This is a genomic window from Bartonella sp. CL162QHHD (genome assembly GCF_042195435.1).
Classification (GTDB): Bacteria; Pseudomonadota; Alphaproteobacteria; order Rhizobiales; family Rhizobiaceae; genus Bartonella.
The window spans coordinates 226,021-242,093 of sequence record NZ_JBHIOG010000061.1; the positions used below are offsets into that span (position 1 = coordinate 226,021).

Here is a 16,073-nt window from a genome sequence, read left to right on the forward strand (position 1 = left end):
AAAAAGTTTGTTTTTTGTCTAACAACGGTTCACTATTCAGATAAAATGCTTAAAATTTAAATAAAAAACGATGTAATTGAATAACAATGGGACATTATGACGTGCATAAGACCTTTCATAAAGTGCTTTTTTTCTCAAAAAGAGAAAAAAGACCATTTTATTAATACGGATTTTCCTCTTCGTGCAATTTATAAGGTACAGGAAGATCTTTATAACTTAGGGCATGATATAGCTTCTGGTAAAGAAATTTTACTCCCTGAATATGAAGGAGTAGAAGATTTTCGCAAGAGATTGAATGAAAATGCTAAACTTATTCTTCATGCCTTTCACACCAGTGATTTTGCTGCCCGAAATGATGAAACCATCGCACCTTCTGCTCAATGGCTCATTGATAATCATTACACCATTGATAAAACCATACAAAAGCTACGTCGTAATCTACCCAAGTCCTTCATAAAGCAACTTCCTCTTTCTACACACAAAGCGGGAATACCACGAATTTTTGCTTTAACTTGGCTTTATATTGCGCATACCGATAGCAGCTTTTCACAAGAAACACTCACTGCTATGACCAACGGATTTCAAGAAGTTTGTGCGCTCACAATTGGTGAATTGTGGGCTCTTCCTTCTGTTATGCAAATGCTGCTCATTGAAAATGTCCGTCGTCTTTCAGTCCGTATCGAAAAAGCGCGACATATGCGCCATCTTGCTAGTCAAGTGGCTGATAAAATTTCTCTTGTAGAAAATAAAACAAATCTACACTCTCTTTTTACGCAGTATAAACCATTTACTGTTGATCCAACTTTTTCAGCACATTTATTCTATCGCCTGCGCAGTGCATCTGTCGATTCAACCGTAGCATTAACTTGGCTTGAAAAGCAATTGAAAAGCCAAGGCAGTAGCTTAGAGATTGCAACAGCTGATGAACATACCCGACAAGCAGCAGATGGTGTGACCATGGGAAATATTATCCGTGCTCTTAAAGCTATAGATGATGTTGATTGGATAGCATGGTTTGAAACAGTGAGTTGTGTCGATTCTATTTTGCGTAAAAATAGTGATTTTTCTGAAATTGATGCTCACTCACGCAATATTTATCGACAAGTCATTGAAAAAGTTTCACGCTTTTCGCCTCTTAGTGAACTGGAAGTTGCACATAAAGTTGTAGAAATGGCAAATTCCACTTCTAAAGATATGCCTCATCATTCTTGTGTGGGGTGGTACCTTGTTGATGATGGTCGTGGCATATTTGAAAAGGCTTGTGGGTATATTCCGCCCTTTCTCATAAAATGGACACGCGCTTCCTGTTGCTCAAAATTGAGAGTCATCGCCCTTCCTGTCTCTTTTCTGACGCTTTCTCTTTTGCTGGTAATTTACGCCCTTTTACAAATATCTGGCATGACACAATGGATGTCTTTTTGCTTTACTGTATTGGCGCTTTTTCCTGCTATTGATGCTTCTTTTGCTTTATTTAACACTGTTGTTTCGTGGTTTGTCCCATCAAAACAACTCATTGGTTATGAATATAAAGAAGGTATTCCAAAACATGCACGGACAATGGTTGTTGTACCTACTTTGATGACATCACGCGCTAATGTTGATGAACAAGTGCGCAATCTTGAAGTGCACTATCTTTCCAATCCTAAAGGTGCCATTCATTTTGCGCTCATTACAGATTGGGTGGATGCTCCATTGAGAGAAACGCAAGATGATCTTGATTTATTGCACTATGCGCAAAAGAGTATTGATAAACTCAATAGTCGTTATCATCGTGATGAACTTCCGCTTTTTTTCCTTTTACATCGCCGACGCCTTTATAATGCAAGCGAAAAATGTTGGATGGGATGGGAACGAAAGCGAGGAAAACTTCATGAACTTAATCGGCTCTTAAGAGGCGATAAAAATACAAGCTTTTATCCTCCCAATCCACATCTTCCTATGGATTGCCGTTTTGTTATGACGCTGGATTGTGATACACGTCTTACTCCAGAGAGCGTCGCGAAACTTGTTGGAAAGCTTAACCATCCACTCAATCATCCCGTTTTTGATCCACAAAGTGGAAAGGTTGTAAAGGGCTATAGCATTTTACAACCACGCATTATTCCTTCTCTTACAACAGGAAAAAAAACATCAATTCTCCAACGGGTTTTTTCTATCAACCGTGGCATTGATCCTTATGTTTTTGCTGTTTCTGATACTTATCAAGATCTTTTAGGAGAAGGCACCTTTATCGGTAAAGGTCTTTATAATATTGATGCATTTGAACAAGCGCTTGATGGCAAAATTAAAGAAAATACTATTCTTAGCCATGATCTCTTAGAGGGAGGTTATGCTCGTACTGCTCTGGTAAGTAGCATAGAAGTCATTGAAGACTATCCAACCGCTTACAATATTGATGTTATGCGTTATCATCGTTGGGTCCGCGGTGATTGGCAGCTTTTGCCTTATCTTTTTTCCCACCGTCAAATAAGTTTCGTGACGCGTTGGAAAATGCAGGATAATTTACGTCGTTCTCTCACTCCACTTATGTGGTTAATCGCAGCATTTGCAGGATGGGCTTTTTTGTCTTTAAAGAGTGCAATCGTCTGGCAAATATTCTTGTTGTTTAGCTCCTTCATTTCACCCATTCTATGTGTATTAAAAACGCTTGTCTCATCTAATATAGATCATTCTTTGCGTGGACATTTTCAATTAATCGGGAACAAAATTGCTCTTACAAGCGCTGATATATTTCTTAAAACGACGTTTCTTGCTCATTCGGCGTATTTTATGACCGATGCGATTATTCGTACACTCTATCGTATGACGATTTCAAAACAGCATCTTCTTGAATGGAAAACTTCTGCCGCAACAAAATCAATGCCCAATAGTTTGCGTTTCTATGTTTTTACAATGGCACCAGCATCGCTTATCGGTGTTCTTACTATAGCACTCCCTCTTTTTTCTGATAGTTTTGCAAGTTTGGTTGCTTTACCTTTTGGGATAGCATGGTTTTTTTCACCCTTTATTGCTTGGATTGTGAGTCAACCTTCAACCTTTCAAGATAGCCTTTATCTTTCTTTAAAAGATGAAAAAAAACTCCGCTCTATTGCACGGCGGACATGGCTTTATTATGCAACCTTTGTCAACGAACAAAACAACTATTTGCCTCCCGATAATTTTCAAGAAGATCCTGAACCTCTTGTTGCTCAACGTACATCGCCTACGAATATTGGCGTTTATCTCCTTTCTATTATTGCAGCACGTGATTTTGGCTGGATTGGTTTTGAAGAGACCATCACCCGTATTGAATGTACATTACGCTCTCTTACAAAAATGGAAAAGTTCCGTGGTCATCTCTATAATTGGTATGAAACGGATACACTTAGGCCTCTTTTGCCTACTTATGTATCAACCGTTGATTCGGGAAATCTTGCCGGTCATTTGGTAACACTCTCTTCTGCGTTAAGTGAATGGGCTGAAAAACCGCCTCTTTTTTTTCAAAGTGATCGAGAAGGCTTATCGGATGTTCTTGCTATTCTTGAAGAAACTGTCAGAGAAATTCCAGATCATAAACCCAGTTTACGCTCTTTACGCCAAAAAATCGAAGAAAACATCACTCGTTTTCATGATTCTGTCTTCACTTTTATAGAACAAGAAAATACGATCCCTTCTCACGTCATAAATCTTTCACTTGCAGCCCACGATATTGTGCACTTAGTCGATGAACTTGACCACAAAATTCAAACGATAGAATCTGCTCGTGCACTTTCTTGGGCTAAATGCCTTATCGACACCTGTAACGCTTATCATCATGATGCGACTGCTCATTGTGATACTGAAAAATTACGTAAAAAACTAAACAGGCTGGCTATAGTGGCACGGCAAATAGCCTTTGATATGAAATTTGACTTTTTAGAACAGCCTAAACGGCATCTCTTATCCATTGGATATCGTGTTCAAGAAAACAAACTCGATGAAAATTGTTATGACCTGCTTGCTTCAGAAGCACGTCTTGCAAGCTTTTTTGCCATCGCAAAAGGAGATATAAAACTTAAACATTGGTTTCGTCTTGGTCGACTTCTCGTACCCATAGGTGGGAAAGGTGCACTCCTATCATGGTCTGGATCAATGTTCGAATATCTTATGCCATCTCTCATAATGCATGAACCTTTAGGGTCTCTCCTAGATCAAACAAATCGATTGATTATTCGTTGTCAAATACAATATGCCCATAAACGGGAATTGCCATGGGGTATTTCAGAAGCCGCATTTAATGCTCGCGATCATTTAATGAATTACCAATACGCTCATTTTGGTGTTCCAAACCTCGGACTCCAACGTGGTCTTTCACGCAATGCTGTCATTGCTCCCTATGCCAGCCTTCTAGCGGCACAATATGCTCCTGCTTGCGCTGTCGCTAATTTAAAACGACTTCGTGATCTTGGAGCTTTAGGAACATATGGTTATTATGACTCTGTTGATTTTACCCCTTCACGCGTGAAAACAGGGGAAAAATACGCCGTTGTACGCAATTATTATGCGCACCATCATGGCATGTCTATCCTTGCTCTTAACAATGTTATTTTTCAAGGGCGAATGCGTGATCGTTTTCACCGTGATCCCTTTATTGAGGCAACACAATTGCTCTTACAGGAAAGAGCGCCTCATCTCATTCCTATTATTCATACCAAAGCTGTTAATCGTATGCGCAATAAGTCTCAAGCATTTGATGCAGCCCCTTTGCGCATTATTACAAACCCGTTACTCAAACCACGAGCGACTTTACTTTTGTCTAATGGCTTTTATTCTACCATGTTAACAGCGAATGGTTCTGGTTACAGCCGTTGGCACGATTATGCGATTACGCGCTTTATTCCTGATGCAACAGAAGATCAACAAGGTACTTTATTCTTCTTGCGTGACACGCATAGTGGACGGTGGTGGTCTGTTACTGGTGAGCCAACACGTGTTATTGAAGAAGAAGCTGTCAGCATTTTTACAGATGAAAAGGCTGAATATACAAAAATGGTTGATGGTATTAAATCAACACTTGAATGTCTTATTACATCTGAAGGATGTGGCGAAGGGAGACGTATTCAATTGATGAATACGACAAATAAAGACCGATTCATTGAAGTGACTTCTTATGGTGAATTAGCGCTTGCCACGATGGATACAGATCAAGTTCATCCTGTTTTTTCCCGTATGTTTATAGAGACAGAAATTGCTGAAGAAGGTAAAACAATTTTTGCCAAAAGGCGCAAACGCTCGCCTAGTGATCCTGAAATCTATGTTGCCCATTTTGTTTCTAGTACAACAGATATTCTCCAAGAGACAGAAGCTGAAACAGATCGCTTTCTGTTTATTGGTCGGGGGCGATCCATTCATCGGCCCGCTGCATTTGACCAAAATGCTCGTTTCAGTAACAGTCAAGGTTGTGTTCTTGATCCTGTTATGTCATTGCGATGCCGTATAAAAATTTCAGCCCATGAAAAAGCAGAACTTATTTTTTGGACCTTTGCTGCTCATACAAAAGAAGCGCTAAATAATCATATTAAACATTATCGACAACCTGATATGTTTCAAAAAGAACTTTCAATGGCATGGACGCGCTCACAAGTCGCACTGTATCAGAGCGGAACCCAGCTTAAAGAAGCTATTATCTATCAAAAATATGCAACACCGCTTATCTATCCAGAAAGAACGTGGCGTCTTCCTTCTGAAATATTAGCAAAAACGCTAGGAAAACAGTCTGATCTTTGGCCCATGTCTATCTCAGGAGACAATCCACTCTGTCTTCTTAGATTAAATAACGAGGGAAATATAACCGTACTGCGCGAGCTCCTTAAAGCACACGAATATTGGTGTATGCGCGGACTCATTGTTGATTTGGTCATTCTTAATGAACAAACATTTTCTTATATACAAAGTACACAACGCGCTCTCGAGTGGGTCTGTGAAACTTATTATCACCACACGCAAAAAGCAGATGAACGCCAACATATTTTCATGCTTCGACGCGATCAAATGAGTGAACAGAGTTTTAAAACGCTTCTTGCATCAGCACGCATCGTTCTTGATGCCCAAAATGGCTCTTTATCTGAACAACTTAAACGACTTGATGAGAATGATTTTAATCTCACAATTCATAAAAATTATCAAGAATCTTATGATCAATTAGACTTGCCAAGATATAACGAAGGACAGCAATTTACAACACAAACTGAACAAAATCTTTTTTCTTCCATTGGTCTTATTAGCCAACAAAAACCATCCTCTTTTCTCCCAAATGGAGAAGATCTAAGATATTGGAATGGTTACGGTGGTTTTAATCAGCACAATCATTATGTAATACGTCTTCATGGACGTACCACCACACCACATCCGTGGATTAATGTCATTGCTAATCACAGATTTGGTTTTCATGTCTCTGCTGAAGGTGCAATTTTTACTTGGGCTAACAATAGCCGCGATTATCAACTAACTCCTTGGGCGAATGATCCAACGTCTAACCGGCCAGGAGAAGCTCTTTATCTGGTTGATCGCCAGTCTTTAAAACGTTTCTCACCCGTTTCTACTGTTGAATGTGACGAAAATATTGTCTATGAGGCTTGTCATGGGTTTGGATTCTCAACTTTTAAATCAACACATTCAGAAATCGCATTAGAACTGACTCATACACTTGATCCCGAAAAACCTATTCGCTTTTCACGTCTTATCCTTACGAATGAAGGGAAAAAACCACGTAGTTTACGCCTTTATAATTATGTTGAATGGGTTTTGGGAAATATCCGTACAAAATATGCCCCCTTTATTGTTTCCTCTTATGAGGCTAGATGGGGTGCACATTTTATTCAAAATCCCTATCACATCGAGAAATCTCAACAAGTTACATTTTTATCAGCATCCGAAATGCCAACCAGCACTACGACCAATCGCGCTGAATTTATTGGTGCAACGGGAACCGTAACACGTCCAAATGCGATCCGTAAAGCCGGTGCTCTTTTGAATACCATTGAAGCAGGATGTGATCCTTGTTCAGCATTCGCCTATGATATTGATCTTCAACCAGGGCAAACAAAAGAAATCATCTTCTATCTTGGCAGTGCTGAAAATAGGCAAGAAGCTGAAAAATTACTTAATCAAGTACGTGCAAGTGATTTTGAGATTCAGCTCACAAAACAAAAACAGCAATGGAGTGATTTTGTTTCTCCTTTCCAAGTCAAAACACCGGACGCTTCTTTTAATCTTATGGTCAACCATTGGCTTCCTTATCAAATCTACTCATGCCGCATCATGGCACGCGCAGGCTTTTACCAAGCTAGTGGTGCATTTGGTTTTCGTGACCAGTTACAAGATAGCCTGTCTTTGTTATTGCTGGAACCACAATTAGCACGTGAACAATTGTTAAATGCAGCAGCGCACCAATTTCTTGAAGGTGATGTGCAACATTGGTGGTTGCCTGACACAAATGCTGGTGTTCGTACATACATTTCTGATGATATCGTTTGGCTTGCATATGCAACAGCTCTTTATGTCAATACCACTGGCGATAATGCCTTTCTTGATACGCTCATTCCTTTTATTGAAGGTGATGTTCTCAAAAGTGGGCAACAGGATGCTTATTTTCAACCCACCCAATCCTCAAAGGTTGCAACAGTTTATGAACATTGTGCTTTAGCTTTAGACCTTGCCATTAAACGCTGCGGACCACATGGTCTCCCTCTTATTTTAGGTGGGGATTGGAATGATGGCATGAATTTGGTCGGTGTGGAAGGAAAAGGCGAAAGCATTTGGTTAGGATGGTTTCTTGGGCACACATTACAAGCATTTATCTCTTTAGCCAAAAAACGTGGTGACAATAGCCATATGCAAATATGGAGTACGTACCTTGAACATTTAACAAAATCCCTAGAGAAAAATGGTTGGGATGGTGCTTGGTATCGACGTGGTTATTTTGATGATGGAACGCCTCTGGGCTCTAAAGTCAATGATGAATGTCAAATTGATACCATTGCTCAATCTTGGGCTGTCATTTCTCAAATGGCATCGCTTGAGCGCCAAAAACAAGCAATGACATCAATGCTGGAACATCTCTATGATAAAAAAAGTGGACTCATTCGCCTTTTTTGGCCGCCTTTTGATAAAAGTACGCTCGAGCCTGGTTACATAAAAGGTTATCCTCCAGGAATTCGAGAAAATGGTGGTCAATACACGCATGGTGCCATTTGGAGTATTTTTGCGTTGGCTGAAATGGAACAAAACGATAAAGCTTATGCTTTATTTTCTATGATAAACCCAATTACCCACGGACAAGATCCTGAAATTTATCGTGTTGAACCTTATGTGATGGCCGCAGATATTTATGCTGTTGAACCACGATGTGGTCAAGGCGGTTGGACTTGGTATACAGGTTCAGCCGGTTGGTTTTATCGCGCCGCAACACAAGCTATTCTTGGAATACAGCGTCAGGGAGACCTCTTGTTTTTGCAGCCACATTTACCCTCTATTTGGCCAAAATATGAAGCAACAATGAAGTTTTATGATGCCGTTTATAGCATTAAAGTAAAATGGGGACCTAAAAATATGCTCTATGTTAATAGCAAAGAATATACCGAATTTCATACAGGGATAAAGTTACAAAAAACAGGTCAGCATGAAATTATACGTATTGTCAAATATTAAAGATGAAAGATGAAAAAAGAGAGCAGACTTTTTTATTCTTGCCCAAAACTGTAGAGTTGTTATATTGCACCGCCTATATTAGCCGTGTTGGTGCATAATATTTTAGATTTTATGAAACTGAAAGAAAAAGGTTATGAATCATCCGGATATTGCTAGACGTGTTTACAATCATACTTGGAAACTTGATCCCATTATTCGTTCACTTCTCGATACGGATTTTTATAAGCTTCTTATGGTGCAGATGATTTGGGGGTTATATCCTAATGTTGATGTTACTTTTTCCCTCATAAATCGCTCTAAAACAATACGTCTTGCCGATGATATTGATGAGAGTGAATTACGTGCTCAACTTGATCATGCTCTTAGTTTGCACTTTACAAAAAAAGAAATGATTTGGCTTGCTGGTAATACATTTTATGGACGCAAACAAATTTTTGAACCGGATTTTCTTCAGTGGCTTGAGAATTTTCAACTCCCAGAATATGAACTAACCCGTAAAGATGGCCAGTATATTCTTCATTTTTATGGTTCGTGGGCTCATAGCTCTATGTGGGAAATTCCAGCCCTTGCTATTATAAGTGAATTACGTTCACGTGCTGCTCTCAAAAAACTAGATCGTTTTGCTCTTGATGTACTTTATGCGCGTGCTAAAGCAAAAATGTGGAGTAAAGTTGAACGTCTCAAAAAATTGCCTGATATTAAAATATCTGACTTTGGGACAAGGCGCCGCCATTCTTTTTTATGGCAGCGCTGGTGTGTGGAAGCATTAAAAGAAGGGATTGGTAATTCTTTTACTGGAACTTCTAATGTTCTTCTTGCCATGGATACGGATTTAGAAGCTCTTGGAACCAATGCACACGAATTGCCCATGGTTATTGCGGCTCTCAGCAATAACGATGATGAATTACGCAGAGCTCCGTATCAAGTCTTGCAGGATTGGAACCGTTATTATGGTGGAAATCTTCTCATTGTTTTACCTGATACCTTTGGTACAGAAGCATTTTTACGCAATGCACCAGATTGGGTAGCTGATTGGACGGGTTTCAGACCCGATAGTGCGCCCCCTATTGAAGGTGGCGAACGTATTATTCAATGGTGGAAAGAAAAAGGAAAAGATCCATGCAAAAAACTTCTAATTTTTTCTGATGCTCTTGATGTCAATACAATTGAAAAAACCTATCATCATTTCCATGGTAAAGTGCGCATGAGTTTTGGGTGGGGCACGGATCTTACCAATGACTTTACAGGCTGTGCACCTCAGGAAATCGAAACTCTTGATGCTCTTTCCCTTGTTTGTAAGGTGACCTATGCCAATGGTCGACCAGCCGTGAAACTTTCAGATAATCCTGAAAAAACGATCGGTGATTCAAAAGAAGTACAACGTTATATCAATTTTTTTGGTAATACAAAGCGAATTGCTAGACCTATAAAAACGTAGTTTTCGGCTCTTTAAACAAGTATATTGCCTCAACATATTGTTTATAAGATTGATTTTTGTTCTGCCCTAAGGATGAGGATTCTTAACCTTTGCTGGTTTGAAATAGTTCGGCTGTTTTTTGAGCAGATTCTACTTAGTCTATCAACGCATACGCTTCACTTACATAAGGCGCGATAGATAAGACTTAAAAATATTCACTACGCATTAAAAAAATACTTAACGCGCTAGGGAAGTTTAGCCAAGGAGGCTTCCTTATATCATTTGTCATAAATAACAGTGTTATACAGCATAACAAGATACTATCATTTTGCATGTTGAATGAGCGTGCGCGAGTATCATAAGTTTTTCTCATTTCAATCCTGTTAAATCAAGCACACTAATCCCCTTGCATATATGAAGGTTTTCAAGTTTTAAGAGTTATTGTTGTAGTTTGACAGTAGGTTTTATACTAAGTGGAAAGAGGCGGGATTAAGTAGGAATACGTGGTAATTTGTTGTTTTATGTACAATTTTTACCATTAAATGCGCGTTTTATCAAAATAGATTTTGACACCTAAAATTACAAAAATTACCGAAAATCAGAAAAAAGTGCGTTTCCATAGTAAAAATGAGAAAAGGCTTTCAAAACCCTTTGAGAACACCTTTAAAACTCTTTGAAAAAAATAAATTGGTACAAAATCTAGTGTCAAAATATACAAAACCAGATGACAAGCTACAATTGCAACATTAGAAATTACTAAGGCAACATTGGAGGATGATAAATAGCATGGTGACTATCGGTATGCATTTTGCAAGGCAAGGATGATGGTGCTCAAATAGATTTTATACACTTTACAGGAGATTTTACTTTATCCATGTATGGTCTGCTATTATGAAATGAGTAAAGCGTTGAGAAATGTTTCATTAAAATAAATGTGTAAATAACATGATTTGGGAGACCTTTTGTTTTACGTGAGGGGCATGACTTCATTAAAAAACAGAGAATGCAATAATATTTTTATTTCGAATAAGCTTTATATCAAGACAGAGAAATTATTTATTCGCATATTATAATAAGAATGCGTGTATGTATAAACCATTTGAAAAATTCTGTTGTTTCTTATGAATTATTCTTAAGTTAAGAACAGATGTAACCTTAAAGATTGATATAATAGACCGGCTTCTTAACTGTATAAGTATAAAAATGAGGGTATTTAGTAAGCTTTGTATTATATCCTCATTAAGAGATATGAAAACAAACGAAATGTCTATCATATCAATGACTTTTCAATGATGTATATATAGAGATTCATACAAACATGCTTTACAAAAATAATGACTCTCTTCCATGAATGTGATTTATCATTGTTTACCAAGTGAGAACATTTTGAGTATTCGTAAACAATCTTCTTTGTTCATAAAAATTATTTCACAAACATATTATTAATTAATTGCGCTCAAAAAGCTTGCTATTTCATATGTATTTTGGATATGGAGAGCTTATATTCAAAACTTAAAAGTCCTCATAGTTTTTACAAATAAGTCGAAGCTAAAAAGAGTATCTCATAAAGCCTTTTTTATCATTAAGAAGATGGACGTGTTACAATATAAATGGCAATCAGCAATAATATAACCGCAACAAGTAAGGAAATCCATAAAGGAGGGTGTAGTATTACGAAAAAGGATAAAAATCCTCCTGTCATACTCATCATTGCAAAAACTTTAACGAATGGAGAGATTGCTTTTTTTTCTTCCCAGCGCTTAATAGGGGGACCAAAAATACGATGATTATTCAACCATTGATGAAAACGTGGAGAAGAACGCGTAAAACACCATGAGGCAACCAATAAAAAAGGCACCGTTGGCATAATAGGTAATACGACACCGATAATACCTAATATAACCATCGCCCACCCTGCTATATAATAGCAGATACGTAAAGGGTGCGATATCTTCGAATCTTTTTTCATTCTCTCGTACTATTTTCCTCTACGCAAAACCCTATACAAAAACATTGTATCTGTTTTTTTCTGTTTACATGTCTGAGTGCACAATTACGCTCTACCCCTTCATGCGTAAGTGTCTTTGCTGTTATAAGTTCCTTGAAAATACCGAATAGCTTACACAATATGATAATCATTTTAAATGATTTCAAGAAAAGAGGAGAGATTTTAGAAAAACAAAAAAATAAAAAGGCTGCAGAAGAAATCAATGCAGCCTCTTAATTAAGAATGCAGTGTTGGGGGGGAGAAAATGTACTGCACTCATCTGCTAGATATTAGGAGGAAAAACAACCTAGCACCCCAGACTCTAATTAAAATAAAAATGAGAAACAATATATAAAAATGCATGGCTGATATGCATGAATTTTAACACTTTCAAGTTTCTTGAACTGTGTTTCGACGAAAGAAAATCATCATGAAAATAGCCATAAAAATCAACGTCAAGATCAACACAATTGTGGAAGCAGAATCAGAGCCGATAAATAAGCTGAGATAAATCCCTAAAAAACCAGAAAAAGCTGCAACAAGTATCGCGATCATTAACATAAAAGAAAACCGCTTTGTGACAAGATAGGCAATTGCTCCTGGTGCTATCAGTAAAGAAATAACGAGCACGATACCGACAGCTTTCAAAGCTGCAACAATTGTAAGAGAAATCATCGTTAGAAGGGTATAGTGGAGTAGAGATATTGGTAACCCCATTGCACGTCCTTGAACTGTGTCAAAAATATACAGCATAAAGTCGCGCCATTTTGCTGCTAAAATAAAAGTGACAACAGCAGAAATGATTGCCGTCTGCGTTATATCAAGCCAGTTAACACCCAAGAGATTACCAAATAGAATATGATTCAAATCTAAGCTACTATAAATAGACGTGGCTAAAACAAGCCCTAAACCAAACATTGAAGAAAAGACCACGCCCATCACCGTATCCTGTTTGATACGGCTATTGCTCCCTAAAAAACCCGTTAATAGTGCACACACCATTCCTGCAACAAAAGCACCGCAAGTAATCAAAGTCATTGTAATATTCTCTGGACGCATATGCTGAAACCAAGCAAATGGCAAAGAAGTTAAAAATGCGATTACCCATGGTGTTGTCATATAACCAACAACAACACCTGGAAAAACTGCATGAGAAATGGCATCGCCTAACAGCGCCCATCCTTTCAAAATAAGAAAACAGGAAAGCATCGCCATGGGAATAGAAAGAATCATGACAATAAGCATACCCTTAAGCATAAAAGAAAACTGAAACGGAAGCAGTAATTGATCAATCATGATAATATTACACCCTTTTTTGCTGCATTTATGCGTAAGCGCGCGGCAATAAACCCATGTTTAGGAGCAAAAATAAAAGCTAAAACAAATAAAGATGCTTGAAAAAGCACAACAACCCCCCCCGTTTGTGCATTCAAAAAATAACTCACATAAACACCCAAGATACTTGTGAAGGTTCCAATTACAACTGCAATAACCAAGATGTTCACGAAACGATCACTTAAAAGATAGGCCGTTGCCCCAGGTGTCACAACAAGACAAATGACTAAGAACGCTCCAACGGTTTGCATCGCAGCAACGGTACAAGCGGCAAGCAATGTGAAAAAGAGAATCTTTAAAAATTTTACGTTTAATCCAATGGCATGCGCATGCGTCTCATCAAATAACGAAACAAGAAGATCTTTCCATTTCAAAAGCAATATAAGCAACGAAACAAAGCCGATAAAAGCCAATTGTAGAATATCTGTTGAACTAACTGCTAAAATATTTCCCAAAACAATCGTATCAATATTAACAGCCATTGGTTTTAATGATTTGAGAAACAACCCAAAGGCAAAAAAGGAAGAAAAAATGAGCCCAATAATGGTATCTTCTTTAAGTTTTGTCCGGTGGTTAAAAAAGAGCATTGCTGCTGCTGCAAGACCACCAGAAAAAAAAGCGCCAAGTGAAAAAGGTAACCCTAAAAGGTAAGCTCCTGCTACACCAGGAACAATCGAATGGGAAAGTGCATCACCAATCAATGACCAACCTTTTAACATCAAAAAAGCCGAAAGAAAGGCACAAACACACCCAACTAATCCAGAAACCCACATTGCATTCACCATATATTGATAGCTCAGTGGCTCAAGCAACCAAGAAATCATGCAACGTGCTCCACTCTTTCAATATCTTCACAAACGGCAGACTGCTTTCTTCCCATGAAAACATCATTTTTTTTTGTGGTTTGAAGATCAAAAATATGGTGGTGCAAAGACCCTCCAAAAGTTTTCTCCAGATTTTCCTTTGTAAAGATTTTTTCTGTTAACCCAGAAGCTAAAACGGTCCCTTTTATTAAAACTGTATGATCACAAAATTCGCGAACAGAACCCAAATTGTGAGTTGAAACCAAGATCACTGCTCCTTTTTTACGAAGATCTTGTAACAAAGCAATGATTTTATCTTCTGTTGTAACATCAACCCCTGTAAACGGCTCATCTAATAAAATAGCTTTTGCTTTCTGTGCAAGAGCGCGCGCTAGGAAAACACGCTTTTTCTGTCCACCAGAAAGTTCTCCAATTTGGCGCTTGGCAAAAGCCAACATATCAACGCGTTCTAAGGCAATACGAACGGCTTCATAATCTTGTGTACGGGCATAGCGAAAGAAATTCATATGACCATACCGCCCCATCAATACAACATCTTCGACCAAGACAGGAAAATTCCAATCAACATCTTCACTTTGAGGAACATAAGCAATGAGGTTTTTTTTCAAAGCTATATCAACAGGTAAATCAAACATGCGAATTTTTCCCTTTGAGGGGCGTACAAACCCCATAATCGCTTTAAATAACGTTGACTTACCGGATCCATTAACACCAACCAATGCCGTAATAGAACCCTTTGGACTTTCAAAATTCACTTCGCGTAAAGCTGTATGTCCATTACGATATGTTACCGTTACTCCTTGGGCAAATATTCCACATTCCGTCATTGGCTTTTTACTCCCTCTACTAAAGCATTGCTAATACGCCCACTCGTGACACGTAATAAATCAATATAAGTGGGTACCTCACCATTTTTCTCACTTAAAGAATCAACATAAAGAACACCACCGTATTTAGCCCCTGTTTCTCTGGCAACCTGCTTAGCAGGCGCAGGGGAAATAGTGCTTTCAGAAAAAACTGCATGAATATTGTATTTGCGAACCATATCAATAACATGCTTGACCTGCTGTGGTGTTCCTTGTTGGTCAGCATTGATGGGCCATAAATAAAGTTCTTTTAGATCAAAATCACGCGCCAAATAGCTAAAAGCCCCCTCACTTGTCACAAGCCAACGTTTGTCTTGCGGTACAGCTTCTAATTCAGCCCTAATTGGATCAATCGTTGCACGAATTTTCTGTTTATAAATTTCAGCATTCTGTTTATAAATTTCAGAATGTTCAGGATCATATTTTACAAAAGCATCGCGAATATTATCAACGTAAATCAAAGCAGAGGTCGGTGACATCCACGCATGAGGATTAGGTTTACCGCTAAAGGGGCCCTCACCAATTTTAATGGGTACAATACCTTTTGAAACAACAACACTTGGAACATCCTTGATATTTTGAAAAAACTTTTCAAACCAAAGCTCTAACTCTAAACCATTCCACAATACAAGGTTAGCTCCCTGAGCACGCATAAGATCGCGTGGGGTGGGTTGATATTCATGAATTTCCGCACCTGGTTTTGTAATGGATTCAACATCAGCGGCATCACCTGCTACATTGCGTGCCATATCAGCAATGATAGTGAATGTCGTAACAGCTTTAAATTTACCAGCACACAAAGCAAAATTGGGTGTAAAAAAAATAACACTTCCAAAAACTATGGTGAAAAACGTTCTTACGTTCATTGATTCTCTCTTTCCTTTATATGCCTTCTTTTTATTGCAAATAATTTGCATTATCATTTAGCAATAGCAGTTATCTTTTACATTTGCAATGAAGGATTAAGAGAAAAATAA

7 protein-coding genes are annotated in these 16,073 nt (G+C 38.2%); 2 read left to right on the forward strand and 5 right to left on the reverse strand.

The window, feature by feature from the left end; translation table 11 throughout:
• Positions 1 to 96 precede the first annotated feature (96 nt).
• Both ACFILD_RS06550 and pncB read left to right on the forward strand, forming a co-directional pair.
• On the forward strand, positions 97 to 8,667 hold the full coding sequence (locus tag ACFILD_RS06550) for a GH36-type glycosyl hydrolase domain-containing protein (RefSeq protein WP_375664911.1): 8,571 nt from the start codon (positions 97 to 99) through the stop codon (positions 8,665 to 8,667).
• 133 nt (positions 8,668 to 8,800) lie between these two features.
• Positions 8,801 to 10,105, forward strand: a complete 1,305-nt coding sequence (gene pncB / locus ACFILD_RS06555) for a nicotinate phosphoribosyltransferase (protein WP_273790248.1) — start codon at positions 8,801 to 8,803, stop codon at positions 10,103 to 10,105.
• 1,561 nt (positions 10,106 to 11,666) lie between these two features.
• Here the strand turns inward: pncB and ACFILD_RS06560 are convergent.
• The 5 genes from ACFILD_RS06560 to ACFILD_RS06580 all read right to left on the reverse strand — a co-directional run bounded on the left by ACFILD_RS06560 (position 11,667) and on the right by ACFILD_RS06580 (position 15,962).
• Positions 11,667 to 12,053 carry a YbaN family protein gene (locus tag ACFILD_RS06560; RefSeq protein WP_375664912.1) on the reverse strand — a complete coding sequence of 129 codons (387 nt, stop codon included), beginning with the start codon at positions 12,051 to 12,053 and terminating at the stop codon, positions 11,667 to 11,669.
• Between the two features lie 408 nt (positions 12,054 to 12,461).
• Positions 12,462 to 13,367: a metal ABC transporter permease gene (locus ACFILD_RS06565; RefSeq protein WP_273790250.1), complete on the reverse strand. Its 906-nt coding sequence runs from the start codon at positions 13,365 to 13,367 to the stop codon at positions 12,462 to 12,464.
• A complete protein-coding gene (locus tag ACFILD_RS06570) occupies positions 13,364 to 14,230 on the reverse strand; it encodes a metal ABC transporter permease (protein WP_273790251.1) in 867 nt (288 codons plus the stop codon). The genes ACFILD_RS06565 and ACFILD_RS06570 overlap by 4 nt, the downstream gene beginning before the upstream one ends.
• Positions 14,227 to 15,057: a manganese/iron ABC transporter ATP-binding protein gene (locus ACFILD_RS06575; protein WP_375664913.1), complete on the reverse strand. Its 831-nt coding sequence runs from the start codon at positions 15,055 to 15,057 to the stop codon at positions 14,227 to 14,229. Before ACFILD_RS06575 ends, ACFILD_RS06570 begins: the two co-directional genes overlap by 4 nt.
• Positions 15,054 to 15,962, reverse strand: a complete 909-nt coding sequence (locus tag ACFILD_RS06580) for a metal ABC transporter substrate-binding protein (protein WP_375630541.1) — start codon at positions 15,960 to 15,962, stop codon at positions 15,054 to 15,056. The genes ACFILD_RS06575 and ACFILD_RS06580 overlap by 4 nt, the downstream gene beginning before the upstream one ends.
• Positions 15,963 to 16,073 lie beyond the last annotated feature (111 nt).

What these genes read in the sequence shown, in the direction of transcription:
- ACFILD_RS06575 (WP_375664913.1), bottom strand. Translation starts at nt 15,057, where the DNA reads ATGACGGAATGTGGAATATTTGCCCAAGGAGTAACGGTAACATATCGT.
- ACFILD_RS06550 (WP_375664911.1), top strand. Translation starts at nt 97, where the DNA reads ATGACGTGCATAAGACCTTTCATAAAGTGCTTTTTTTCTCAAAAAGAG.
- ACFILD_RS06570 (WP_273790251.1), bottom strand. Translation starts at nt 14,230, where the DNA reads ATGATTTCTTGGTTGCTTGAGCCACTGAGCTATCAATATATGGTGAAT.
- ACFILD_RS06565 (WP_273790250.1), bottom strand. Translation starts at nt 13,367, where the DNA reads ATGATTGATCAATTACTGCTTCCGTTTCAGTTTTCTTTTATGCTTAAG.
- pncB (WP_273790248.1), top strand. Translation starts at nt 8,801, where the DNA reads ATGAATCATCCGGATATTGCTAGACGTGTTTACAATCATACTTGGAAA.
- ACFILD_RS06580 (WP_375630541.1), bottom strand. Translation starts at nt 15,962, where the DNA reads ATGAACGTAAGAACGTTTTTCACCATAGTTTTTGGAAGTGTTATTTTT.
- ACFILD_RS06560 (WP_375664912.1), bottom strand. Translation starts at nt 12,053, where the DNA reads ATGAAAAAAGATTCGAAGATATCGCACCCTTTACGTATCTGCTATTAT.